22 protein-coding genes are annotated in these 22,561 nt (G+C 44.2%); 12 read left to right on the top strand and 10 right to left on the bottom strand.

Translation table 11 applies throughout. The features are described 5' to 3' along the window. The 7 genes from P0078_RS04660 to P0078_RS04630 all read right to left on the bottom strand — a co-directional run bounded on the left by P0078_RS04660 (position 1) and on the right by P0078_RS04630 (position 5,208). Complete coding sequence (locus P0078_RS04660) at positions 1-510, bottom strand: phytanoyl-CoA dioxygenase family protein (protein WP_282933313.1); 510 nt, start codon at positions 508-510, stop codon at positions 1-3. Between the two features lie 150 nt (positions 511-660). Next, positions 661-1,053 (bottom strand): permease, encoded by a 393-nt coding sequence (locus tag P0078_RS04655; protein WP_282934557.1) that lies wholly within the window; start codon positions 1,051-1,053, stop codon positions 661-663. 29 nt (positions 1,054-1,082) lie between these two features. Continuing rightward, positions 1,083-1,742 (bottom strand): permease, encoded by a 660-nt coding sequence (locus tag P0078_RS04650; protein WP_282933312.1) that lies wholly within the window; start codon positions 1,740-1,742, stop codon positions 1,083-1,085. A 134-nt stretch (positions 1,743-1,876) separates the two neighbouring features. Continuing rightward, on the bottom strand, positions 1,877-3,310 hold the full coding sequence (locus P0078_RS04645) for a glutathione synthase (RefSeq protein ID WP_282933311.1): 1,434 nt from the start codon (positions 3,308-3,310) through the stop codon (positions 1,877-1,879). A 284-nt stretch (positions 3,311-3,594) separates the two neighbouring features. Next, a complete protein-coding gene (locus P0078_RS04640; protein WP_353057046.1) occupies positions 3,595-3,939 on the bottom strand; it encodes an ArsR/SmtB family transcription factor in 345 nt (114 codons plus the stop codon). A 182-nt stretch (positions 3,940-4,121) separates the two neighbouring features. Next, on the bottom strand, positions 4,122-4,484 hold the full coding sequence (locus P0078_RS04635; protein WP_282933310.1) for a phytanoyl-CoA dioxygenase family protein: 363 nt from the start codon (positions 4,482-4,484) through the stop codon (positions 4,122-4,124). Between the two features lie 367 nt (positions 4,485-4,851). Then, positions 4,852-5,208 (bottom strand): hypothetical protein, encoded by a 357-nt coding sequence (locus tag P0078_RS04630; RefSeq protein WP_282933309.1) that lies wholly within the window; start codon positions 5,206-5,208, stop codon positions 4,852-4,854. 385 nt (positions 5,209-5,593) lie between these two features. Here P0078_RS04630 and P0078_RS04625 point away from each other — a divergent pair, with 385 nt between their 5' ends. The 6 genes from P0078_RS04625 to P0078_RS04605 all read left to right on the top strand — a co-directional run bounded on the left by P0078_RS04625 (position 5,594) and on the right by P0078_RS04605 (position 13,285). Next, on the top strand, positions 5,594-7,876 hold the full coding sequence (locus P0078_RS04625; protein ID WP_282933308.1) for a TonB-dependent receptor: 2,283 nt from the start codon (positions 5,594-5,596) through the stop codon (positions 7,874-7,876). A 468-nt stretch (positions 7,877-8,344) separates the two neighbouring features. After that, complete coding sequence (locus tag P0078_RS04620; protein WP_282933307.1) at positions 8,345-8,956, top strand: CHAP domain-containing protein; 612 nt, start codon at positions 8,345-8,347, stop codon at positions 8,954-8,956. A 504-nt stretch (positions 8,957-9,460) separates the two neighbouring features. Then, positions 9,461-10,384, top strand: a complete 924-nt coding sequence (locus P0078_RS04615; protein WP_282933306.1) for a haloalkane dehalogenase — start codon at positions 9,461-9,463, stop codon at positions 10,382-10,384. 187 nt (positions 10,385-10,571) lie between these two features. Continuing rightward, on the top strand, positions 10,572-11,033 hold the full coding sequence (locus P0078_RS24485) for a GFA family protein (RefSeq protein ID WP_353057045.1): 462 nt from the start codon (positions 10,572-10,574) through the stop codon (positions 11,031-11,033). A gap of 58 nt (positions 11,034-11,091) precedes the next feature. Next, a complete protein-coding gene (locus P0078_RS04610; protein ID WP_282933305.1) occupies positions 11,092-12,240 on the top strand; it encodes an alpha/beta hydrolase-fold protein in 1,149 nt (382 codons plus the stop codon). A gap of 121 nt (positions 12,241-12,361) precedes the next feature. Further along, positions 12,362-13,285 (top strand): DMT family transporter, encoded by a 924-nt coding sequence (locus tag P0078_RS04605; protein WP_282933304.1) that lies wholly within the window; start codon positions 12,362-12,364, stop codon positions 13,283-13,285. Positions 13,286-13,415: 130 nt separating this feature from the next. Here P0078_RS04605 and P0078_RS04600 read toward each other — a convergent pair whose 3' ends face one another. Then, positions 13,416-14,339, bottom strand: a complete 924-nt coding sequence (locus P0078_RS04600) for an alpha/beta fold hydrolase (RefSeq protein WP_282933303.1) — start codon at positions 14,337-14,339, stop codon at positions 13,416-13,418. Between the two features lie 182 nt (positions 14,340-14,521). Here P0078_RS04600 and P0078_RS04595 point away from each other — a divergent pair, with 182 nt between their 5' ends. The 6 genes from P0078_RS04595 (at position 14,522) to P0078_RS04570 (ending at position 19,191) form a co-directional block, all read left to right on the top strand. Continuing rightward, positions 14,522-14,872 carry a winged helix-turn-helix transcriptional regulator gene (locus tag P0078_RS04595; RefSeq protein ID WP_282933302.1) on the top strand — a complete coding sequence of 117 codons (351 nt, stop codon included), beginning with the start codon at positions 14,522-14,524 and terminating at the stop codon, positions 14,870-14,872. Between the two features lie 271 nt (positions 14,873-15,143). Continuing rightward, the gene (locus P0078_RS04590; protein WP_282933301.1) at positions 15,144-15,713 is read left to right on the top strand and encodes a class I SAM-dependent methyltransferase; all 570 of its coding nucleotides are present in this window, start codon (positions 15,144-15,146) and stop codon (positions 15,711-15,713) included. A 516-nt stretch (positions 15,714-16,229) separates the two neighbouring features. Next, the gene (locus P0078_RS04585; RefSeq protein WP_282933300.1) at positions 16,230-17,036 is read left to right on the top strand and encodes a right-handed parallel beta-helix repeat-containing protein; all 807 of its coding nucleotides are present in this window, start codon (positions 16,230-16,232) and stop codon (positions 17,034-17,036) included. Between the two features lie 170 nt (positions 17,037-17,206). Further along, complete coding sequence (locus P0078_RS04580) at positions 17,207-17,665, top strand: cupin domain-containing protein (protein WP_282933299.1); 459 nt, start codon at positions 17,207-17,209, stop codon at positions 17,663-17,665. A 307-nt stretch (positions 17,666-17,972) separates the two neighbouring features. Then, the gene (locus tag P0078_RS04575) at positions 17,973-18,200 is read left to right on the top strand and encodes a hypothetical protein (protein WP_282933298.1); all 228 of its coding nucleotides are present in this window, start codon (positions 17,973-17,975) and stop codon (positions 18,198-18,200) included. A 124-nt stretch (positions 18,201-18,324) separates the two neighbouring features. Then, positions 18,325-19,191, top strand: a complete 867-nt coding sequence (locus tag P0078_RS04570) for a NosD domain-containing protein (RefSeq protein ID WP_282933297.1) — start codon at positions 18,325-18,327, stop codon at positions 19,189-19,191. Between the two features lie 179 nt (positions 19,192-19,370). Here P0078_RS04570 and pgmB read toward each other — a convergent pair whose 3' ends face one another. Together pgmB and P0078_RS04560 are read right to left on the bottom strand one after the other, a co-directional pair. Then, entirely contained in the window at positions 19,371-20,069 is a 699-nt protein-coding gene (gene pgmB / locus P0078_RS04565) for a beta-phosphoglucomutase (protein WP_282933296.1), read from the bottom strand. Further along, on the bottom strand, positions 20,069-22,486 hold the full coding sequence (locus P0078_RS04560) for a glycoside hydrolase family 65 protein (protein ID WP_282933295.1): 2,418 nt from the start codon (positions 22,484-22,486) through the stop codon (positions 20,069-20,071). The genes pgmB and P0078_RS04560 overlap by 1 nt, the downstream gene beginning before the upstream one ends. Positions 22,487-22,561 lie beyond the last annotated feature (75 nt).

Raw genomic sequence — 22,561 nt, 5'->3', positions numbered from 1 at the left:
TTATTCTTTAAGGATTTCGTTGTAACCGTAGGTATCATTGCCGAAAACCTGAAAAGTGTCGATTTTAGGGGTATCATATTCGACAAGTCCCTCATAGGTTGAATATAAATCTTTTCCGTAGGGGGCTACCTTTATGTGGTTGGCAGTGCATCTTCCTACAAAGGAGAACCTTCTACTATTATCGCTGGTATTGGAATGGGAAGCATGTAAGTTCAATGAAGAAAAGATCAAACACTCCCCAGCTTTCATCTCTAAATCTACCACCATAAATTGATTAAGGAAATCATCTCCAATTAATTTTATGGAGCTAAGTAAAATAAGGGTACTTTTATTAATAAGCTCCGGAGTTTTGGCAGCTGGACCTAAATACTCGTCCACTATTTCACGGCCTGTAGGTAAGTATTCCCTTTTTGGATATACCCAGCCATTCATATCAAGGAGGGTAGCAACTGCTTTATCAATGATATAGGGCCAGGGTGTAAAAACCCGAATATGGCCCCAATCCAGCATGGTGCTGCCGGCCGATATGCCTTTCTATGACACCAAGCGCTTTAATTTTCTCGACAAGAGCTGTGCAACGGCAGCAATTCCAATAGGCCCTGCGCCAATGATAATCGCGCCGTGTATCTTGTTCATTAGTCTCCTCCAAAATACCTGGAATTAAAACAGAAGGGTGTACAGGTAACCCGCTGTAATAGCCATACCTAAAACAACCACTAAAAATGCTGCGATCATCTGGGTTTTAAAAATGGACCTTAATAGGATAACTTCTGTCAGGCTGGCGCCAGCACTGCCGATAATTAGTGCCATTACCGATCCGAGAGCCATGCCCTTTTGCACCAAACCAGTACTCAGAGGGATAACAGCAGAGGCACGTATATAGAGTGGAATACCGATTACAGCTGCAATTGGAATCGCGTACCACTTGTTTTCTCCTGCGTAGGTTACGATCAAATCAGTAGGAATAAATCCGTAAATGAGTGATCCCAGAGAAATACCGAGCAGTAAATAGGGGAGTGTTTTTTTAAAATCTTTCCAGGTGGAATTCCAAATAATGACCCAGCGATTTAGTTTCTGGGTTTCTACTCCCCCTCAGAATCACAGCTATTTGCCGGAGTATTGATACAGCAGGTTGTAGTTTCTCCAGTTTTTGCAGCTGATGATAGAGAAGATATTGTTGCTGTATTGGTTGCGCCAGTTGTAGTCAAGACTCCATTATTAAATGCCAGATTATTGGCTATCCCTTTGTTCTCATTGGATGAAGGGGGATTTTTACTATTTGTGTCTCGGTAGACGCCATCGCGGACAAAACGCTCGAATCCAAATTTTTCCAGTGCAAATCCCGCAGAAATTGACACAGTCATCGCTAGAGTGAAATAAAAAATCGCTACGTTGAGACCAAATGTAAAGATCAACAAGCCAATAACAATCGGATTAAGTAGAGGGCTGGAGAATAGGAACACCATCATTGGTCCGAAACCAGCGCGGGCGCGAAGTAGTCCCTTCAAAAATGGAATAGTAGAGCATGAACAGAAAGGTGTAATGGAGCCAAGTAATGCGGCTATTACGTAGCCTCGGCCATTGCGTGAGCTTAGGGTCGCTTGGATTTTTTCCGGTGTAATGTACTGCTGCAATACACCAACGAGGTAGCTGATAGCTAAAAATAATACTGTCAGCTCAACTGCAAGAAAAGCAAACATAGAGAGAGCTTCTTCTAGCATGGATACGAACTCTGGGGGCATTGTTTTAGCTCCTTAATTTAATTTGTTAGTACCAGAAATATAGAAATAATGAATTTTGTCAGTGTGTTTTCATTAGCTTTGAAGTGTGATTTATGGTGCCAAGAGATCCCTTTTACTGATCGCTTGTGATGTTGTCAGGCGACATTGGATATCAGTGAATCTAAAACGCCCTTGCCACTATGCACGCCACCCTCCATTTCCTGAGAGGATTTACTCCGAACTAAGTAGCCAGCAAAACCTTGCTCTGAAGTAGCTGGTTGACCATTGAAATGAACCGTAAACATACCTATTTCACTGATTAAATCGCCTACTAAATATAATTCAGAGTCTCTGACTACCAGGGCGGGATTGTTTCTAGGGGGCGGGCTCAAGCGTGGCATTAGTGCCCAGGCAGGGTATTCGTCTACTGAGAGCTGTTTGAGTTTCAGCTTGATATCCTGGCCAAAGACACAGTGCCCGCCGCCTTCTCCCTGATTTTTGAGCACCCACTTAGAGGCGTTCTGCTGACTGAACCATTCTATCGTCTCTGATGAAATTGGTTGCATGTCGCCAAGTAGTGACTTGATTAAAACCGCTTCATCCTGGGATACATTGAATCCGGTTAGCGTTTCTACTGACATGGACGAAAGGATCATTTGTACACGCTTGCTGGTAGCCAGTTGTTGGCTTACGGTTGCATTAATTGCGATCCGATGGCTCTCAAGCAAAATTCGCGATTGCATCAGTGTTTCACAGCAGCGCTCGCTATCCAGGTCTTTGGCGACATAATCACAGTAGTTGTAGCCGGCTCGTAAATACACGCAATCTACAGGGCCTATTCCTTGCAGCAGGAGCCTATTGTTGGGGCCTGTTACCAGGCCCGCTTTGAGTTCGCGAAAGGTCTTTCGTACCGTACGTATGCCTTTTTCAGCTAAGGCATATTCAAGAAGGTGTTGGTCGAAAACATTGTCCTCATACTCCTGTATCACCATTAGAAATGTTGGGCTGCCACCATCTCCAAATTCGCTTTTGATGGCTCTTGTCGCATCGGCAAGGCCTTGGGAGAGTCGCTCAATTGCTGGGTTCTCTATAGGTTGGCCGTTCGAAGTATTGGGCCAATTGGAATAGGTCTCAGGACTTTGCGAGCGGATGAATTGGTGCAACTCGTAAATACGCTGCCCAAAGGGCCCCATTCCTGCTGCGATTCCATTGAACTCAATGAGCTTTGGTCCTTGGCTCACATCGTCCATAAAGTCACTTCTCATAATCAGGAGGGGGAGGCGGGGCGCATTTTTTATTTGACCATGCATGGCGAGTAAGGCACCGAAAAACGGGTCTCCATGTGCAACAGGACTGATAACTTCGTGAAGAAATTGGTGATCTTCTGAGACTTGATGGATCAGCTTTCCCAATAGGGGTACTGCTTTCTTTAACGTCTCAAACCGTTCCAGGGCGATAGTACTTGGGGTAAGGCTAAAAGGAACATGGCTCGCTGAGCCACGACTAGATTTGAAAGCCAAGCCATGGGCAAGCCCCCACTCTACCGCTTCATTGGCTGCCTGAATGGCGTTTGGATGGCTCTTTTTCATGGTTTCCTCTGGCCTTTGTATGCTGGGGTACACAACTCAAATGATATGATATTTCTAGAATAATGGAAGTGTAGGTGTTAAGTAAAGGTGTGTGTTCGAGTTATTTCCGAGGTATCTAAGAAAGGTATCAAGGGAAGGGAGCCAACTAAAGCTGGCTATTGCTGTGAATGGTCATTCTAGCGGTACCTAATGCAGAATTTAGGGCCTACATGTACCTATCGGGGTGAAGAGAGGAAAGTTCGGACGTCATCGATAGAGGTCGCCCAAAGCAGGAGCGACATTGTTCAGTGCTGATCCGGTACCGCACACTTGATATCAGGACACTTTATCGGTGTATTGAAATCATCGTGACAGCATTCATCTTGTAAAAACTGAATAACCTCAGTTAAGTGCTGATATTCGGCTACGCAGAACAGGGTTCGGCTCTCACGCCGCTGGAAGATCAATCCTGCCGAAACCAGACTGGAAATATGGTGGGAAAGGGTTGATCCGGGGATATCCAACTGCTCCTGGATGTTGCCTACAGGAATACCCGGTAGGCCAGCTTTGACTACTTTTTTGTAGATCAACAAGCGGGTTGGGTGTCCCAGCTCTTTAAGCGATTTGGCTACTTCTTCGATTTCCATCATGATTTGGTCATAAGTTCTATATTCGTCGAAATATATACAGTTTAGTGCTAAAGATAAAGTGGCGTGTGGGGGGCTGCTCAAGCTAGTGCTGCCACTAGTTTCTTAGGATATTGAGAGGAAGCTACATTACTTATATTTCTTTAAACTATATTACCAAACTTACCGAAATAACGCTTTTACTGCTAATTGCCCCATAGTAGAAGGGGTAACACCGATTCTGAGGTAGACTCATTATCATCCAGAATTTCATTGTGGCCGTAAGAATCTTTGCCAAACACCTGAAAATTACCTACTTTGGGCAATGTGAATTCCAGCAAGCCCTCCATGGTTGAAATGTTGTCTTTGCCATAAGGAACAACTTTTATGTAATTAGCTGTAGACCTCCTGTCAAACGAAAATCGAGATTTATCTTTTGATGTGTTTGCATAGGATGTGTGCATATTTAGGGGTGAGAAAATAAGGCATTTACCGGCTTTCACTTCCAGGTCTTTTACCTCCAGATCACCAAAGAGATCTTCTTTAATAATTCCCCTTGCGTTGAACAAAAGGATGGCCCCTTTTTGAAAGATCTCGCCAAAAAGGAATTGCTTGGCAACTCCTTTTCGTCTTCAGCGCTAGAAAACAGGTTGGCCAATGTACTTTTCTTTCTCTTCGGTGGGGCTTTCATTTAGGTTGCCCAGAGATTTTTATTTCTGGAGTTTTTAATGCAAAAGTCTTTAGTGTTAATGAGTTGATCTGAGTCTCAAATTCGAAGCAGTTGGATTAATGGCATAGGCATAGAGAGCAGCTAAAACGCGATCTGAACATGAAAGGGCGCCGTTAGTAGAAATAAAATCTCAGCTTATGTGATCGGCGCCCAGGTAACTTTGGATTGCTATAAATCTTGGCCTCGCCAAGTTTTGGCTAGCAGGCTTACTGATGTTTAGCCAATTCGACCGGTCCATGGTCATCACAGTGATCACCATGAACATGGTGAAGTCGCCCGTTAACCAGGTAGTCAACATGATCTCCGTGGGGAACCTGCTCATGGCCACAGTTTTTGCCGTGGACATGGGAGCTGTCGTAGCCCCCTGTAACAGGGTGGCAACCCTCCGGGTTTTGGGTGCTTACTTCCAAGACGTGCTCGTCGTAGTGGTCTTTGTGGGGATGGTGTAGGTGGCCGTCATGGAGGTAGCAGATATGGTCCCCGTGGCGAATAGCTGTGTGGCCACAGTGGCTATTATGTGTATGTGAATGATGCTCCGCCTGTTGGCACTTGCCTTTTTCCACGATAACTCTCCCGGCCGCTTGGCACTTGCATGGAACCACTCGTCGCCGAATGCTTCTAGAATCAATAATTTGGCGCCACATTTGGACAGCCCTACATACTAAATCTAAGAACATCCGGGTGTAGTTTCCAAATATGATCTTCTATCAATGGCAGAAAATCTGCCCCTACCCCTCAAATCTTGATCTGCGATGGCCTTACGGATGACTAGTCACTCAAATCTAGCCATTAATTCAATTTGCAATCGATTGCATTTGCGCATTATAGTTAAAGCACGGTGCATCAAGTGCGTTTAGCAACTCTTTATGCAATCGATTGCATAAAGCTTTATAAAAATAGCACCGCAGTATCAGAACAGATAAGAATGACGACGAGAGGGAAGAGTTGATGAGCAAGAAACCATTGGCGCAGGCCGTATCCATGGCCGCGCTCTCCGTTGGTCTTTGCGGCTATGCCGCAGCCCAAGAAATTAGCCCTGAAAACGATATGGTGATGGAGGAAGTCATCACAACAGGCACCCCTGGCGGTGCAGGCATGCGTAAGCTGGATGCCAGCTTTTCTATCACAACTTTAAGTGATGATGAGATTAGCAAAGCCTCTCCTTCAAGTACTGCAGACCTGTTGAAGTCCGTTCCAGGCCTGTGGGTTGAGAGCTCTGGCGGTGTTTCTGGGGCAAATATCGATGTTCGCGGTTTCCCTGGCGGTAGTGATGCACCCTTTGTCACGGTATCCATGAACGGATTGCCTCTGTATCCAGCGCCAACACTCTCATTTTTAGAAAACTCTTCTCTATTTCGTGTCGATGAAACTATTCAGCGAGTGGAAGCTCTGCGCGGTGGACCCAATCCGGTTTTCTCCAATGGCCAGCCAGGTCTGACTACCAACTTTATCTTAAAAGAAGGTACTGAAGAGACTGAGGGGCGATTTAAGTACACTTTATCTGACTATGATCTGCAGCGAACAGATGCCGTGATGACCGGTAAGGTTTCGGATGATGTGTACTACATGGTTGGAGGCTACGTATCTTCCTCCCCTGGCATTCGTGATGCGGGTTTTGATGCGGAAGAAGGGCATCAATTTACCCTGCATATCACCAAAGAGATGGATAACGGCAAAGCGGGTTTTTACATCCGGGATACAAAAGATACTGGTACCTGGTATTTGCCCAATGCTGCATTTCTGGAAACAGATTACACCCAGGTAGGCCCCAGTAATCGCAAGGTTTCTGTACCTATTACTCAGGCCGACGGTAATGGCGGCTCAGAAACTACCTGGGAAACTTTCGATATGGGCGAAGGGCGCGGGTGGAATGGTAATGTAGTCGGTGCTTATCTGGAGCTAGACTTGGGGGATGGTTGGAGTCTCACCGAACGCTTTGGAGTTACTGCGGGTAATGCTGACACTTTGGGTTTTGTTCCTAATGGCTCGCCTGTATCGCTGAACGCCCTAACGGATCAAACTGTAGTTACCGCTTCTGGAAACGAACTCAGTAGTGACACCGTGGTACAGCAGTTTGGCGCCTGGGTAGTACGCAAAGATATCGAGGCTACGACAAATGACATTAGCCTGGCAAAAGAGTGGGATAACTTTAAGGTAACTGCCGGTTATTACACCTCAAGCTGGGAAGTTGATGAATGGTGGTCCCTGGGTAACCAGAAATACTACGTACTGGGTCAAGATGGGGAGCTGATCACAGGAACTGCAGATGGCTCTGAGCTTACTGGTGATCTTGCCTGTAACACATCTGTAGATATTTCTACTTGTGATGGGAAATATGATGTGGATGCTGTGGGTGATGCCCGAGAAAACGCGCTTTATCTCGCTGGAGAGTTCTACTTAGGGGACTTTACCTTCGATCTGGGCGTGCGTTCCGCAAACCGAAAAACCAATTACTCCGTGGACCATGGTGAGCGAGACGGCAAATTCACCACCTATAAAGCAGATGAAGATGGTACTGCTTACACTGCCGCAGTGGACTGGGCGTTTGCCGAAAATATGGGCACCTTCTTCCGTATAAATTCCGGCTTTAAATTCGCAGACTTTGACATTTATCGCGAGTTCGGTGACAGCTTCCTTGCTGGGTCTGACCTTGTGATCGACATTGACCAATACGAACTGGGTTATAAATTGCAGGAGCAAGATTATTCCCTCTTTGCGACTCTGTTCTACAACGAAACCCAGGGCATGCCTGACTGTATCATTGGCAGCAGTACCTGTACTCGTTTAGAGACTGAGGCGCTTGGTCTCGAATTGGACGGTAAAGTTCACTGGGGAGATTTCACCTTTGGGTTAAATACTACCCTGCAAAAGCCAGAAATCACGAGTGGTGAATATGAAGGCAACCAGGTTATGCGTCAGCCTGAATACCAGGTGCGCCTGAGCCAGAATTATGATTTCACACTGAATAACATTGATATGGCTGTGTATACCGATATCAGTCGGGTAGGTGATCGCTTTAATGGAAGCAACAATGAAGTAACTTTGCCAGCCTATACAAAAATTGACCTGGGTGCGGTGGCTTATATCAATGATATTACTGTCCAGTTGGCTGTGGACAACTTAACTGATGAAGATGGTATCACCGAAGGTGATCCCCGCGATCCGCTAGCGTCTAATGTCCGCTACATCTTACCGCGCAATATCAAGCTTAGCTTCGCGTACGATTTTTAACCTCATGCCTCTCCCATAGGCTTCCAAGCTTTGCCGCACACTTCTCCAGTGTGCGGCTTTTTTATTGCCTGATAAATCTAACTGTAATCCATTTTCAGATCCATACAAATAATGAAGCTTCGATCTTTGTGGTCTAACCCAAATCCCTCCGGAGGCTCCCCAATAAAGTATGTGGTTAAACTGCTTTCATGAAGCGAAATTAGAGTCGAGGTGGAGAGCCCTAAGGTCATTGCAGGTGTGAAACCTTAACGTTCGTATACAAATTTAAATTGGCAGTGGGAGATAGTTCTACTAGGTTATGAGCAGTTACTCCAATTCCTATTGCTAGCTGTATGTTGACGTTCGGACTAAAAAGTGGCATTAAAGTGGCGTAAGGGTTTGTAAGCTGTACTCTTTTCCCCTACTTTTTATTAGTTTAGTAATGTTTCATATGTATTGGTGATTTTGGGTTGGTACATTTTTGGTAATATGAAAAAATTTATTGGCTTTCTTGTCATTGTTTTGGCAATACCACTGCTTGTCCATTTTTCTACCTATAAGGGAAAGAGAAATTTTACCAATCATCATGGTCTTCCAAATGTTAATCTGGTTATCGATAACGCACACTCTCTTTGGTTTACGCCTTATGATCCACTGATGGGGATGTATAATAATATAGGTGGGAAATTTGGATTTATTGTCTGTAGTGATGTACCTAATATCGCTTACGGAATGGCTGGATATTCATTTCAGGTCTTATTGAGAGATAGTTTTGTAAAAAATCCAAATTTCTATGATGCTCGAAATGGTAATAATCCAGAGAATCCATTTTTCCATCGCCGAGCAAGAAATCTATATTCCTATTTCCAGTCTATTCAATCTTTGAAACCAGTATCTTATAAGCCGCAGTTGGGGGATCTGGTTTTTTATAGAAAGACTGAAAAAGGATATATTGCCCATGTTGCTTTAGTTACTTATGTTGATGATGGGGGATATAAAATCATGGAGTCAGCACCCAAAACCCTGTTCGCCAGGGAGGTAGAGATGGATTCTCCAGTGAAAAGGGGCTGGATCTTGGCGGGCTTTGGTAAAGTGTATTGAGGTGTTGTCCATGATTCATAGTCATGAAAGATATTGTTCTTCTAGTGATATATGCCTCCCGGTGATTTTTGTAGCCTAAATTTTCCTTGGCTCCAATTCCAGTTACTGATAATTGAGATGTATTGCTGGTAGACAGCTTACATCCAGATGGGTATCTCAATACATCTAACATGTTTTTAATGGTAAGAAGTTTGATTAATCGGCTTTGATAGGGTCAGTTGTACTTAGCCCAATGGTTTCAGACTTGCCAGATTGGCATTATTGGGTAATTTAAGTGATCTGGCGCCTAATAAGGTTTCTAAATGTAAAAATTAGAGATCGTGCCATGTTTTAGGAGCATATTTATCCTTATTATCTAGTAGGATAATAGGTATTTTTCTACAGTTATCTTTTCAGATATGAAGCACCGATAAAAGCGCCACAATGAATGATCTCTGGATTCCAACTGATCTAGCTTTTCAGTGGCAAGGCGCTATTTAATATTCAACTAAAAGAGGGTTGCCGATGTCTATTGAACGATTGAGAACTCCTGAGGAGCGCTTTTCCCTACTACCGGGTTTTCCGTATACTCCCAACTATATTGATAGCCTGGAAGGCTACGATTCTATGCGTATGGCATATATCGATGAGGGGGAGCAGGATGCGGATACTACCTTTCTTTGTCTCCATGGGGAGCCCAGTTGGGGTTACTTATATCGAAAAATGATCCCAGTTTTTGTTGAGGCAGGACACCGGGTAATTGCTCCAGATTTGTTTGGGTTTGGTCGCTCAGATAAGCCCGTCAGTGAAGATGTGTACACCTTTAACTTCCATCGTAACAGCCTGATGCGTTTGATTGAGGATTTGGATCTTAAGAATATTACGCTGGTTTGTCAGGATTGGGGTGGACTTCTGGGATTGACACTTCCAATGGATATGCCGGATAGATTTACCCGATTACTGGTAATGAATACGGCTATCGCAGCAGGGGATGGTGCATCAGAGGGGTTCTACCACTGGCGGAACTTCTCTGTCAATGTACCTGAAATCCCTGTGGGAGGGCTCATTGCCAATGATGCTCAATCTGAGGTCAATTTATTCGATATAGTAGCCTATGATGCGCCTTTTCCAGACAACCGCTATAAGGCTGGCGTTCGTCGATTCCCGTCAATTGTACCGGTTGACCCCGGTATGGAGGGAGCAGAGCTAGGGGTAAGGGCTCGAGAATTCTGGTCTAGGAACTGGGGTGGTGAGAGCTTTATGGCGATTGGAATGAGGGACTTTGTACTTGGTGAAAAAGTGATGGAGTTGCTGAGGGGAACCATCAAAAACTGCCCCGAGCCTCTCAAAATAGCGGAGGCGGGCCACTTTGTGCAGGAATATGGTAAAGAAATTGCTGAAAAGGCTCTCAGCCACTTCAAGCTTTCCTCTACAGTAACTGAAAATTAAGAGCGTACTAGTGCCGGGATAAGTTAGATCCTGGCGCTTTATTCCTGTGCAGCCTAAGAGGTTTAGGTTGCTCTCATCTTTCATAGCTAATTTACTACTGGGGCTCTATTTACCGTAGTCTTATTATCAAACTTCAGTGTGCTCAAAATGGGGCTTTTATCGATAACTATTACCTTTTATAAGGTTAATGGTAATCTGCACAGCTCGAATAGATACCTTAAGTCATTATTTTGAGTTGGGGTTTAATATGATCAATGGTAGTTGCCACTGTAAAAGTGTTCAATTTGTAGTTAATGAGAAATCACTGGATGTTCGCAAGTGTTATTGTGAAACATGTAGAAAGCTAAGTGGGGCTGATTATTCAGTGGTAGCATTGGTGAATAAGAGTCAGTTTAAGATTATTAGTTCTCCCCAGAAGCTTCTACAATATATTTCTAAACCAGGAAAAACTCGGCACTATTGTCCCACTTGTTTTGCCCCGGTTTTTGTTGAGGTAGAACCCCAATCTAATCTCTGCCGGATTCGTCTGGGATTACTTGATGATAATCCTGAAGTTAATATATCTGGTCACATGTGGGTTAGTGAGATGCCCTCTTGGTGTAGTATTAGCGATAATCTTCCGGTATTCACTCACGATTACTCTGAATGATAAGACAGAGTTAGAAACTGTGGGCTGGTAAGTTGAGTTGTAATGAAAGGGTATTTGAATGAGAAGTATATTTGTTTTATTTTTGTTCTTTTCGGTTAATGTCCTAGGGGAGGTAGTACATTTTCGTATAGATTCAGAGATCCTGGGAGAGGAGGTTACAGCTCGCGTATCTTTACCGGATACCTATCACCATTCTGAGAGTTTTTCTTATCCTCTACTAGTGATATTGGATGGCTCAACGCAATTTAATCATATGGCGTCTAGTGTACATTTTTATAGTACCTATGCTGTTATACCTGAAATGATAGTGGTCGGTATCAGCACTCAGGATCGGCTCGCATATTTTACTCCCACTGAACCCGAAGCCTACGCGGGGCGCTCAGGCAAAGCTGACAAACTGACAAAATTCTTGGAAGACGAATTCTCAGGAATCTTGAGTGAGAAATATCGAATTTCTCCATATTCTATTATCTCTGGTCACTCACTTTCTGGGCTATATACTAGTTACTTGGCAATTAATAATGAATCTATGTTTGATGCAGCAATTTCAATTAGTCCCAGTTTATGGTGGGATGATTCATCTCTTATAGATGATTATAAGGGTAGCCATGCAAGTAAGGAGAATAAGCCTTTTAGATGGTTTCTGAGTATGGCAAATGAGCCAAATGAAATGCCGTCGGCTTTTAACGGTATGCTTCAAGCATTAAATGATATGCCCAGATCAGGATTGTACTTCTCTTATGCACGATTCCCCAATGAAACACATGACAGTACACCCTTAGTAGGCAATGCAAAGGGGTTGCAAGCAGTTTTCTCTGGTTGGAATGCTGTGCCTGAAATTGATGTTATGTCTTTAAGTGAATTAAAAGAGTTTTATAGTTCTAAAGTTGATGAGTATGGCTATTTATTTCCACTTTCTGTACATCAATATAATGTCTATGGGCTTAAAGCGGCCTATGAAGGTAAGACTGATTGGGGGATTGAGATCCTAGAGCAGGGAGCTAAGGAATTTCCCGATTCTGAGATTTTATGGGATAGTTTGGCAACTGCCTATAAGTTGGGCGGAAAACTAAAGGGTGCAATGAGTGCTTCAGATCGAGCCGTTAAGTTAGCAGAAGAGACCAACTCAATCTTTCTCAGCGAAATAAATACTCAAAATGCTCAGCTTAGAGCCACGCAGGTAGAAGGTTCTTTGGGAGATATATAAGAGAGAGGATAGGGTAGTACGAGCATAAGATTACAGTAGGATTTTGGGGCGATAAACTTGGTATACACATTGGAAATTTCATACTTCAATAGAATCTGTAGTCTTTATTAGAGAGTTTGAAGTGAAGTTTAAAGACAGTCGTGGAATTATTCTGACTATTTTGGCAATGCTCTGTTTGGCTGGTATGGATGCAACAGGTAAGGTTCTCGTTCAGAACTATTCTATCGTTCAAATAATGGCGATTCGTTTCGCGATATTTTTCTTCATCGTTATAAGCTTGGCGAGACTCAAAGGGAGCTTGGAGTTAGTGCGAAGTAAAATATTTGGCACTCAATTAGCCCGCTCTATTGTTCTCGCCCTTGAGGTGTCAGTATTTGTTTTTGCTTTTAGTATGATGTCTTTGGCTGATGTGCATGCTATAGCTGCGACAGCCCCATTATTCGCAATATTAATGGCTGGATGGTTTTTAGGGGAGAGGATAGATACAAGGAGCTGGGTAAGTGTTGCGGCTGGATTTATAGGTGCCCTTATTATCATTAGGCCTGGAATGGGAATGATGGGTTGGCAAACCTTGATCCCCATCTTGGGAGCTATCCTATGGGCCGCATATCAAGTGCTTTCACGCCGTGTTTCACACTTTGATAGTGCCGATACAACCGTTTTCTATACCGCGACTATGGGTATTATTATTTTTGGAAGCTTAGCACCATTTTATTGGGTAGAGCCGACAGTATCAGGGTGGCAATTGTTGATTTTAAATGGGCTCTTAGGTGCAATGGGCCACTATTTACTGATTAAGGCACTGGCACTTACTCCAGCTTCTATTTTGCAGCCCTTTAGTTACGCTTTACTATTTTGGGCTATTGTTATTGGCTTTGTAATCTTCGGAGATCTGCCTGATGGAATTACATTATTTGGCGCCTTCGTAATATTGGCTGCGGGATTTTATGCTTCAGACCTAGGCCGCGCATTGATTGGTGTTTCACAGATTAAGGCCAAAAAGGGGAAGGATGATGCTGAATCAGAGTCAAAGTTAATGAGTTAAAAAACCAATTTGATAAAGGGCGCTCTAATGATGGTAGTTGAGCCCCATTAATATATCGGTGGCGAAATTGTTTAACGCCACCTTGAATTCAGTTAGTGATTAGGTATCTGTTCTTAGAATATTTAAAAACTCATGCGTCACGATGCTCAAGGAAGCCGCCATCTACCCAATTGATTATCAAGTCAACATACTCTTGTCCAGCATCTTCCGATGAGAAGTGAGATGCGTTGTCAAATATAACTAGCTTGCTATTGGGGATATGCTTGGATAAGGCAGTCGCATTATCCACTAAAACAAATGGATCTCTCTTGCCCCAAGTGATCAATGTCGGAACTTTAATACCATTTAGTTTTCTCTCAATCCATGGAAGCTCTTTCGAATAGCTTCCAAAGAAACTGATGGCGCACTTGTGACTATCACTATTAAAGGCTATGTCATAGTACTCTTGGATAGCTCGTTTGCTGGGTTTGTAGTTGTGATAGCCGTCTTTGACGGCAGTCAGGAAGTTGGTTTTCATTACTGACTTCTTGTTTAAGCCTTTTGCTATCCAGCGAACCATTCGGGATCTGACAACGGCCATAAGAATAGGAGAGAGTTTTGGAGGGAAGGTGCCTGGGCCGTCAAAGATATTGAGACTCAAGAATCGTTGAGGGTGGTTAATAACGGCCGCTAAAGCAATAGGCACACCCACATCCGGCCCTACCAGGTGGGCCTGCTTGATGCCAAAATGGTTCATTATTTGAACAAGGGCTTCGCTCAGGCTGCTTGGAGACATATCTCCTTCCTCCGCTTTTGATAAGCCAAATCCTGGGATATCAAAGGCTAGCACATCAAACTTTTCACTAAATGCTTCAATGGATGACTCCCACATGCGAATACTTTGGGGTAGACCATTCAGCAGTAGTAGGCTGGGAGCCTGAGGTTTTTCCTTGCGTAGAAAGCGAATGTTAAATTTCCCTACAGAGACAAACTGCGGTGTAAATATATCGTCAGCGGTTGAGGGTCTATTGGAGGCGTATTGGGTGAGGGCCTTGTCTAAGAGAGCTTGGGTCATAACAGGGTATATATCTATATGGGTCTATAGGTGATTTCGGGTTAAGTTACTTATTTATACTAGGTTACTCACTTGAGAGTTGGTTGCCAATAAGGCACTATTAAGTGGTTAAGTTACTTTTTGATAACCTATGGAGTGGAAGGGTGGGGACGCAGAATAAAAATAGTGAGAGGCGCGTGTTTGTGAATGATGATGAATGTCCCGTTCGTAATGTAGTAGCTCAAATTGGTGACAAGTGGTCCATCCTGATATTGTTTGCCCTTGTTGATGGTCCAGATCGCTTCAACTCCCTGAAGTCGCGTATTGAAGGGATTTCACAGCGAATGTTGACGCAAACCCTGCGTGACTTAGAGCGCGATGGTTTTGTACTCCGTACTGTCTTTGCGCAGGTTCCAGTTAAAGTGGAGTATGAATTAACTGACCTGGGAAGGGGGTTATCTGCAGCTGTGTGGAAGTTAGTCTCTTGGGCAGATGAACATCATCCCGAGATTCGTAAAGCGCGCCTAAGATATGATGAGGATAATCAATCGTAGATTAAGGATTCTATCTTCTATTGTCCCCATTTAGGGCTTTTCTCAAAGATTCTTAGCCTGCTTTATAGTAAATCATGATTTGTACTTGCAATTTAGTTCAATAGAGCCTTTTGTAGCTGAAGCATTACTGTAAATATATAGTTAGAATGATTGGCAATCTTAGTTTTCTTGAACTTGAGGCATAACGGAATAGGACTTACAAGTAAATTTAAATTTCTTACCCTTGATAATTAAATAGAATCGATAAATATAAGTAATTAGAAGGTGAGTCATGGATTTTTTTGAAATTAACCGACACTCCTGGGATAGCCGCACCCGTATTCATGTGAAGTCTGAATTTTATAATATTGATGGATTTCTAAGCGGAAAATCTACCTTAAATGAAGTCGAGCTTTCAGATATAGGTAGTGTGTCTGGAAAAAGTTTACTCCACTTACAGTGCCATTTTGGATTGGATACCTTATCTTGGGCTCGATTGGGGGCGAAGGTGACGGGAGTTGATATTTCTTCTATAGCCATTGCTGAAGCACAGGTTCTTTCTGATCGTTCAGGTTTACATGGAGAGTTTATCTGCAACGATATCTACAGTTTTGGAGAGTCAAACAATAAAGAATTTGATGTCGTCTTTACTTCCTACGGCGCACTCTGTTGGTTGCCGGATATTGAACGATGGGCATCAGTTGTTGCTCAATGCTTAAAGCCGGGGGGACTTTCTACATCGCAGAATTTCATCCATTTTATGATATTTTCTCTGGTTACACATACTTTCATCGAGCCGATCCAGATATTGAAGAGCAGGGTACCTATACAGAGAATGATCGGGGTGACAAGTCTACCCTAGCCACCTGGTCACATCCGATTAGCGATGTTGTGAGTGCATTATTAAAATATGGTATTCAAATCGCTCAACTAAAAGAATACCCGTATAGTCCTTACAACTGTTTTGATGGCATGGAGGAGCGTGAGAAGGGGAAATACTACCTGTCTTTTAAAGGACATGAGATTCCGCTAATTTATACTATTAAAGGAGTCAAAGTTACTTGAGACAAAGAGCAATAATAGTAATCAGGCTGGCGGCAGATTTGCGCAGATTTTTTTAGGGGAGGGAAAAGGAGGGTAATGAGTGCCGCCCCCTTAAACTTCCCATGTAAAGGCCCATTGGCTTCATATCCAACACTGCTTTCTTGCGTTTTGTCTAATTGGCGTAGATAGCCACTATTTACCATTCACAGATGTTTAGATTCCGTACTTAGTTGCCATTTCTTTAAGAGAAATTTCTTATAGCCCTTTTAGCAAGCTGGATCACACTCTGTTCAGGAGAAGGTCATTATTAACTGATTTTATAGAGGGTAGTAAGATGGCTATATGGCAATTACAAGGTATGAAGTGTTCTTTATCTATATTTGCAGGTGCTTTTTGCTTGCTAATATCCGGGCTTGCATCGGCGGTTGATTGTGGTGATACCATTAACACCCGAGAAGTTTTGGATGATGATTTGGTATGTACAGATAATATCGCGATAACCATTGTTGGCCCAACTGGTGGCCTGGATATGAATGGTCATACCATTACTTGTGACAATAATTCTGCAATAGGCATAGATGTTGTCGGTCTTGTGGGGTATTTGGAGGGCGCAGGTACTATATCATTCTGCCAGACGGGGGTTAGATTGGCTGGTGATGGATTTCATAATGTAACCAATATTTCTGCGAACAATAATGACTTTGTAGGGTTGGCGGTATCGAGCGACTTCAATCTAATTACTAATTCAAGTGCTAATGGTAATGGTAATACTGGTATATTAGTTACTGGGCTAAGAAATACCTTAATTTCAAACAATATCGAAAGTAATTTATTGGATGGGATTCAGTTGGATGGTGATGCCCCAAATTTAACCCAGAATTATATATATGATAATAATCGATATGGAATTTATATTGCTGATTCCAGCTTCGGGAACTATAGCCAGAACACCTCTGAGATGAATGGTTCAGTGGGTATCTATATGGAAGCGGATAATCAGTTTTTTAATTATATTCTCAACAATACATCTGAGAGTAACACGGATTTTGACTTGGAAGAACTAAATGCAAATGCGTGTAGTAATACCAATGTTTGGCTTGGAAATACTTTTACTACTGCTAACCCCAGCTGCTTAAACTAGAACTGCCTGCAAGGCTCATCCTAAAGTAATCTGGGTGAGCCTGTGTTCAATTCGTATCCGCTCAACTATTTTGCTTGTTGTTCTATAAGGATTAAATTTCACTGATACATTATGTGGTAATGTAGTATCAGACATGTTTCTAACTCTGATTACAAGGTGCTGATTAATCCATGAAGCCTGATAACTTAATTGATCATCCTGAAGGTGGGAAATTTCTTCAGGTGTTTAAGTCGAATTCAAAAGTGACAAGGGAGGATGGGCAGAAGCGAAGTGCATTGACGCATATTTACTTCTCCTTACAGAAAGGTGAAGTGTCGAAATTTCACCGGGTCGAATCTGATGAGGTTTGGAATTTATATCAGGGGGAAGGCTTATATCTCTATATTTGGACTGAACAAGATAGTTGTTTACAAAAGATTGAAATTTCTGCAGAAAGTAATGCGTTTTGTCATGTCGTTCCTGCTGGTGCGTGGCAGGCTGCAGAGCCAATTTCAGGCCCCGTACTTGTGGGCTGTTCGGTGGGGCCTGGGTTCGAGTTTTGTGACTTTAAATTGATTGATGTTGGAGATCCAATAACAGATTGTATCTGCAAGATAGATCCCTCCCTGATAAGATTTATTGAACAATAGGATTTTATCGATCTGCCACTAGATTATCTAATAGTATCGAGTGGCAATGTTATTTTAGCTTGGAGTTGTTTTCTGCTGATGTCTAGGGCATGAAAACAACCTTCTTGTCTAAATGCTGGTTTCAAAATATAACTGGCACTTATGATGAAAGTTGTGCTGTTTCATTGAGCCAAGTATTGCCGTGATAGCAATGTATTTAAGGAGCCTCTGAATAACTCCGTGATACTTCTGGCATGCAGAGCGGTTCACAATCAAGGCGCGGCTTCGCAGGAATGTCTAGACCTTTCAAGAAGTCGCAACGCGGAGTGTGAATCGCTCTGCAAGCCCCGAAGGGCGGGCCTTGAAGGCCACAGCTGCTGCGTTGCAGCTCTTGCAAAGGGCTACGGCCATTCGCGGCGAGCTGCGCCTAACATCTGCAGCCTTCAAGACCCGCAGAGGCATTACGGAGTTATTCAGAGGCTCCTTAATAGTTGTTGGTATTGCTGATTCCCTGGTAACTAAAGAATATCCGCCCCCGTTTTATCAGGCGAAGTAAGGCCCCTTAAGCTGATAACTTTTTCGTTGAGAATAATTTCTCATGGTTGATTCTCAAATCTAGACCAATATGGGTTAGGTCTACTTTATAGATGGGCGTTTATAATTTCGTTTGAGGAGATTTTATGAAAGATAGATACATCAAACGGCCTTCAGGTTTGATTCGTATGTTGTTTGCAGGATGTGTATTGATTACATCCTACGGCGCAAAGGCTGATGTCTCCTGCGGTGATATCATTACTACAGCTGAAGTTCTCACGGAGGATTTGTCTTGTTCATCAGCGTTTGACCTTGCACTGACTGTCGTCGGACCTGGTGGTTATCTTGATTTAAATGGATTTACTATTGAGTGTGATTTTGATGTTGATGGGATATTTCTAGATGGCACTGGAGCTGTTGTCACTGGCGGAGCTTTATCAAGTGGCAAGGTGCAAGGTTGTGGGTTCGGTGTAGAGGCAATAGGAAGCGGGGCGCATACGGTGACAGGTATAGCCTTTGAGGGCAATGCCGTTTCAGTGGCTTTTGTGTCAGACAATAATACGTTGTCTAACTCGGTAATCTCTGAAACTACGGAAATTGGAGTAGCTATAAACGGCAGTAATTCTACACTTATTGCAAATGAAGTATCTACATCTACCAGTGCTAGTGGAGCTTGGGGGGTGATTCTTCAAGTGGGTGCGGACAGCTCTTATATTTTGTCAAATATGGTATCTGGTTTTGATCAGTATGGAGTGATTGTTTGTAGTGATAGGAATGTTATCTCGCAAACTGTTGTAGAAGGCAATGGAGTGGAAATTACTAATACTGCAACTGGTGTTTATTTACCGGGAGATACTTTTGTTTGCGATGACGGTCAAGAAGGCAATACCATTGTTAGTAATGAAGCGACTGACAATAATAATGCGGACCTTGGCGATAACAACTTCCCATGTGTGAACTCTTGGGTTGGAAATACGGCTGATGTTGTCGAGGGCGCTTGCTTTGAAAATTAGAGGTTGAATGTCTCTAATCGGTATGGCTGCTACTTTTTTTATCTCCATAGCAATATGTAAGTTGTAGAGAGGTAGCAGCCTTTAGCTATTAATAATGGAATAGGAATTTGGTAGAAAGACTCTATCGGAGCTAAATGCTTGCTCTATAAATAGGCTTTCACTCTTGTGCTTATCTCACTTTATTCGTTAACAGCCAAGCCTTTACTTTGGCGCATACCTGATTCTGCTAGTACTGATAGAAAGAAATCATTTGGCACAAATTGTTCCAGACTGTCCAGCGTATAGTCTGCGTCCTTTAACGAATCTGGATTACCTATGCCTACAGCCGTCATGCCATTTGCGGACTTAATTGCACTGACTCCAGCGGGCGCATCTTCAAAAGCAATGCAAAACTCTGGATCAATTCCGAGGCCTTTGGCGGCGGCTAGGAATATATCTGGTGCAGGTTTAGGTGCAGATTTTTCTGGGTCTGCAATAACAGAAAAGCAACGGGATATTCCCAGGGCTTCCAATACCGCCGGTGCGTTTTTACTCGCTGAGGCGAGGCCGACCGGAATATGCTGAGAATTTAACCATGCGAGCAGTTCACCGGCGCCCGGTAACAGGTCTGCGGGGGATAGGCTGCGGATTAATTCCTGGTAGCGGCTGTTTTTCCTTGCAGCCAGTGCAATTTTTGCTTCTTCAGTGTAATTGCTGCTTTTTTCCCCGAGAATCACCTCAAGGGAAGCCATTCTTTCCAGGCCCTTTAAGCGCTCTTCAGTATCCGCTGTCCAGGAAAGGTTGAGCCCTTCAGCCAGCTGTTGCCATGCGATCAGGTGGAGACGTGCGGTGTCTGCAATAACGCCGTCGAGATCAAAGATTGCTGCACGATAGATCATCAGGATACCTCCTCCATCGGTGCTATTTGAATGGTTTCTGTTTGCCCTGGTGTCTCCAGGAATAGAATTTTCTTGCCGTGATGAAGGCTGAGCGCTTCACCTTTCACCAAGGTGTACCTGGCGCTGTAAGAATCGACATCGATTGCGATCGTGCGGCCACGGAGTTGCAACCGGAAACGATAGCCGTCCATTCCATTGGGCAGGTATGGATTGAAGTTGAGTTCATTGCCGTGCAGGCGCATTCCTGCAAATCCCTGGACCATACACATCCAGGTACCCCCCATGCAGGCAGTGTGTATGCCGTGCTGGGTATTGTTGTGGTGGTTATCCAGATCCATTCGCGCAACTTGCTGGAAGTAGTTCAGCGCTTTATCCGGATAACCAACTTCACTGGCAATAATGCTGTGAATACAAGCGGACAAAGTGGAGTCGTGTGTGGTGAGCGGTTCATAGAAGTCGAAATCCCGACGCTTCTGATCAATTGAAAACTCTGAACTTTCCAGTAACAGGCCAAGAACGACATCGGCCTGTTTACAAACTTGGTGTCGATAGATCACCAGGGGATGATAGTGAAGTAACAGCGGGAATTGATCGGCAGGCGTTTCGGCAATATTCCAGCGGGGTTTGTTTAGAAAACTATCGTCTTGAGAATGTATACCCTGCATTTCATCGTAGGGCAGATACATGCTTTCTGCGGCCTTGGCCCAGTTATCAATTTCCTGTTTGTCGAGTTGAATACGCTGGGTCAACTCATCGCATGCTGCAGGATCGAATGATTTTAACCACTGTAATACTTCAACAGCATATTCAAGATGGGCCTTGGCCATCAGGTTTGTGTAGAAATTATTGTCAACCAGGGCAGTGTACTCGTCTGGTCCGGTAACCTCATTAATGCAGAACTGGTTGTCGCGAAGTGCGTTGAAGTGGCCAATCTCCAACCACATACGCGCGCCCTCTATCACGACTTCTGCGCCCTTGTTGCGCAGAAAATCGACATCACCGGTAACCCGGCAGTAATGTCGCACGGCGTAGGCAATATCCGCATTGATATGGTATTGCGCAGTGCCTGCCGGGTAATAGGCTGAGCACTCCTCACCGCCGATGGTGCGCCAGGGAAACAGTGCTCCCTTTTGAATCGACATTTCCCTCGCCCTTTTTCGTGCGGCATCGAGGATTGAGTAGCGGTATTCCAGTAGACCGCGCGCTAATTCGGGTTGGGTGTAGAGGAAAAACGGTAGTACATAGATTTCTGTATCCCAGAAATAGTGACCGTCATAGCCGTCACCGGAAAGTCCTTTGGCTGCAATATTGGTATTGCCATCCCGACCTAGGGATTGGAACAAGTGGTACTGGTTGAAACGTATTCCCTGCTGCAGGGCATCATTTCCACTGACCTGAATATCGGACTCAAGCCAGAAGTTGTCCATTTGGGCACGCTGGGTTTCGATATGGTCCGCAAAACTTTTAGCCGCACAGCGCTCCAGGTAATGATGCAATTCGCCAGCTGATATCGGCTCAGCATTTTGCTGTGCAAAGTAAGCGACGTACTTGGTTAGGCGAATAGGGGTGTTGCGGCGGGCAGCAAAGCGATAGTCAACCGAGACGCAGTCTTCACTGCGGAGGTTATTGGACGTGTAATCGCTGTCACTCTCACAAAGGTGCAGGGCTGCGCATCGTATAGAGAAGCCACTGCTCTTAACGGATAGAGGCAGGGCTAAATAACCATCTTCAGCTGTATTTTCCAGCCATTCGATATCTCCCCGGTCAATAGGGGAGGCAAGGCGTGGGTCCTCACTGCGTTCTGCCTGGGCAAGGTCACCATCAAGGCAGGATTGCAGGTGTACCTCTCCGTCAAAATCGATGGGAGTGAGTTCCAGTTGCAGAGCTAACAGGTTTTTCTCACTGAGGGAAACCAGGCGCTGCACTTTGAGTTCAATGGTTTTTCCTTTTGGGGAGCACCAAGTGAGTTTTCTCTCGCTGAACCCCGCGGCCATGTCCAGCCGGCGCTCGTAATTGAGTAGCTCGCCTTGGGCGAGACTAAAACGTTCTCCATCCAAGCTGATATAAATGGTCTTGCCGTCGGGAACCGTCAACATCCTCTGGTTGTTGCGCGCGTAGCCATAAGCAGACTCACCATAGGTGATAGGTTCGCTGGCGTAGACTCCATTCAGGTAACAACCATCCGTAAAGGGTTCTGGATCGAAACCCTCCTCAAAGGTACCGCGCAAGCCGATATAGCCATTACCGAGGGAGAATAGGGTGGCATTGAGGCTGTAATCTTCGGGCTGGAAGGTGTCCTCCACCAAGTCCCAGGGGTGGATCTTGTGTTTGATTTGTTGTTTTTGCTTCATACCACTTTCACTGGATTGGAGATTGGGTTCTAGGGCCGGGTCTGCTGGGCCTCCGGCTATGGGCATTCAGTCTATCCGTAGTTGATGTCTTTTTGCAATCGATTGCAAGCCTGGGGTTAAGCCTGGCTGTTACTAGAATAT

This window comes from Microbulbifer sp. VAAF005, assembly GCF_030012985.1.
Taxonomy (GTDB): Bacteria; Pseudomonadota; Gammaproteobacteria; order Pseudomonadales; family Cellvibrionaceae; genus Microbulbifer.
The sequence above is the reverse complement of the archived record's forward strand: the minus strand, read 5'-3'. Positions and strand labels throughout refer to the sequence as shown.

Coding starts and splice junctions, on each gene's coding strand:
- P0078_RS04660 (WP_282933313.1), bottom strand. CDS start 510: ATGCTGGATTGGGGCCATATTCGGGTTTTTACACCCTGGCCCTATATC.
- P0078_RS04650 (WP_282933312.1), bottom strand. CDS start 1,742: ATGCCCCCAGAGTTCGTATCCATGCTAGAAGAAGCTCTCTCTATGTTT.
- P0078_RS04645 (WP_282933311.1), bottom strand. CDS start 3,310: ATGAAAAAGAGCCATCCAAACGCCATTCAGGCAGCCAATGAAGCGGTA.
- P0078_RS04640 (WP_353057046.1), bottom strand. CDS start 3,939: ATGATGGAAATCGAAGAAGTAGCCAAATCGCTTAAAGAGCTGGGACAC.
- P0078_RS04625 (WP_282933308.1), top strand. CDS start 5,594: ATGAGCAAGAAACCATTGGCGCAGGCCGTATCCATGGCCGCGCTCTCC.
- P0078_RS04620 (WP_282933307.1), top strand. CDS start 8,345: ATGAAAAAATTTATTGGCTTTCTTGTCATTGTTTTGGCAATACCACTG.
- P0078_RS04615 (WP_282933306.1), top strand. CDS start 9,461: ATGTCTATTGAACGATTGAGAACTCCTGAGGAGCGCTTTTCCCTACTA.
- P0078_RS24485 (WP_353057045.1), top strand. CDS start 10,572: ATGGTAATCTGCACAGCTCGAATAGATACCTTAAGTCATTATTTTGAG.
- P0078_RS04610 (WP_282933305.1), top strand. CDS start 11,092: ATGAGAAGTATATTTGTTTTATTTTTGTTCTTTTCGGTTAATGTCCTA.
- P0078_RS04600 (WP_282933303.1), bottom strand. CDS start 14,339: ATGACCCAAGCTCTCTTAGACAAGGCCCTCACCCAATACGCCTCCAAT.
- P0078_RS04590 (WP_282933301.1), top strand. CDS start 15,144: ATGGATTTTTTTGAAATTAACCGACACTCCTGGGATAGCCGCACCCGT.
- P0078_RS04585 (WP_282933300.1), top strand. CDS start 16,230: ATGGCTATATGGCAATTACAAGGTATGAAGTGTTCTTTATCTATATTT.
- P0078_RS04580 (WP_282933299.1), top strand. CDS start 17,207: ATGAAGCCTGATAACTTAATTGATCATCCTGAAGGTGGGAAATTTCTT.
- P0078_RS04570 (WP_282933297.1), top strand. CDS start 18,325: ATGAAAGATAGATACATCAAACGGCCTTCAGGTTTGATTCGTATGTTG.
- pgmB (WP_282933296.1), bottom strand. CDS start 20,069: ATGATCTATCGTGCAGCAATCTTTGATCTCGACGGCGTTATTGCAGAC.
- P0078_RS04560 (WP_282933295.1), bottom strand. CDS start 22,486: ATGCCCATAGCCGGAGGCCCAGCAGACCCGGCCCTAGAACCCAATCTC.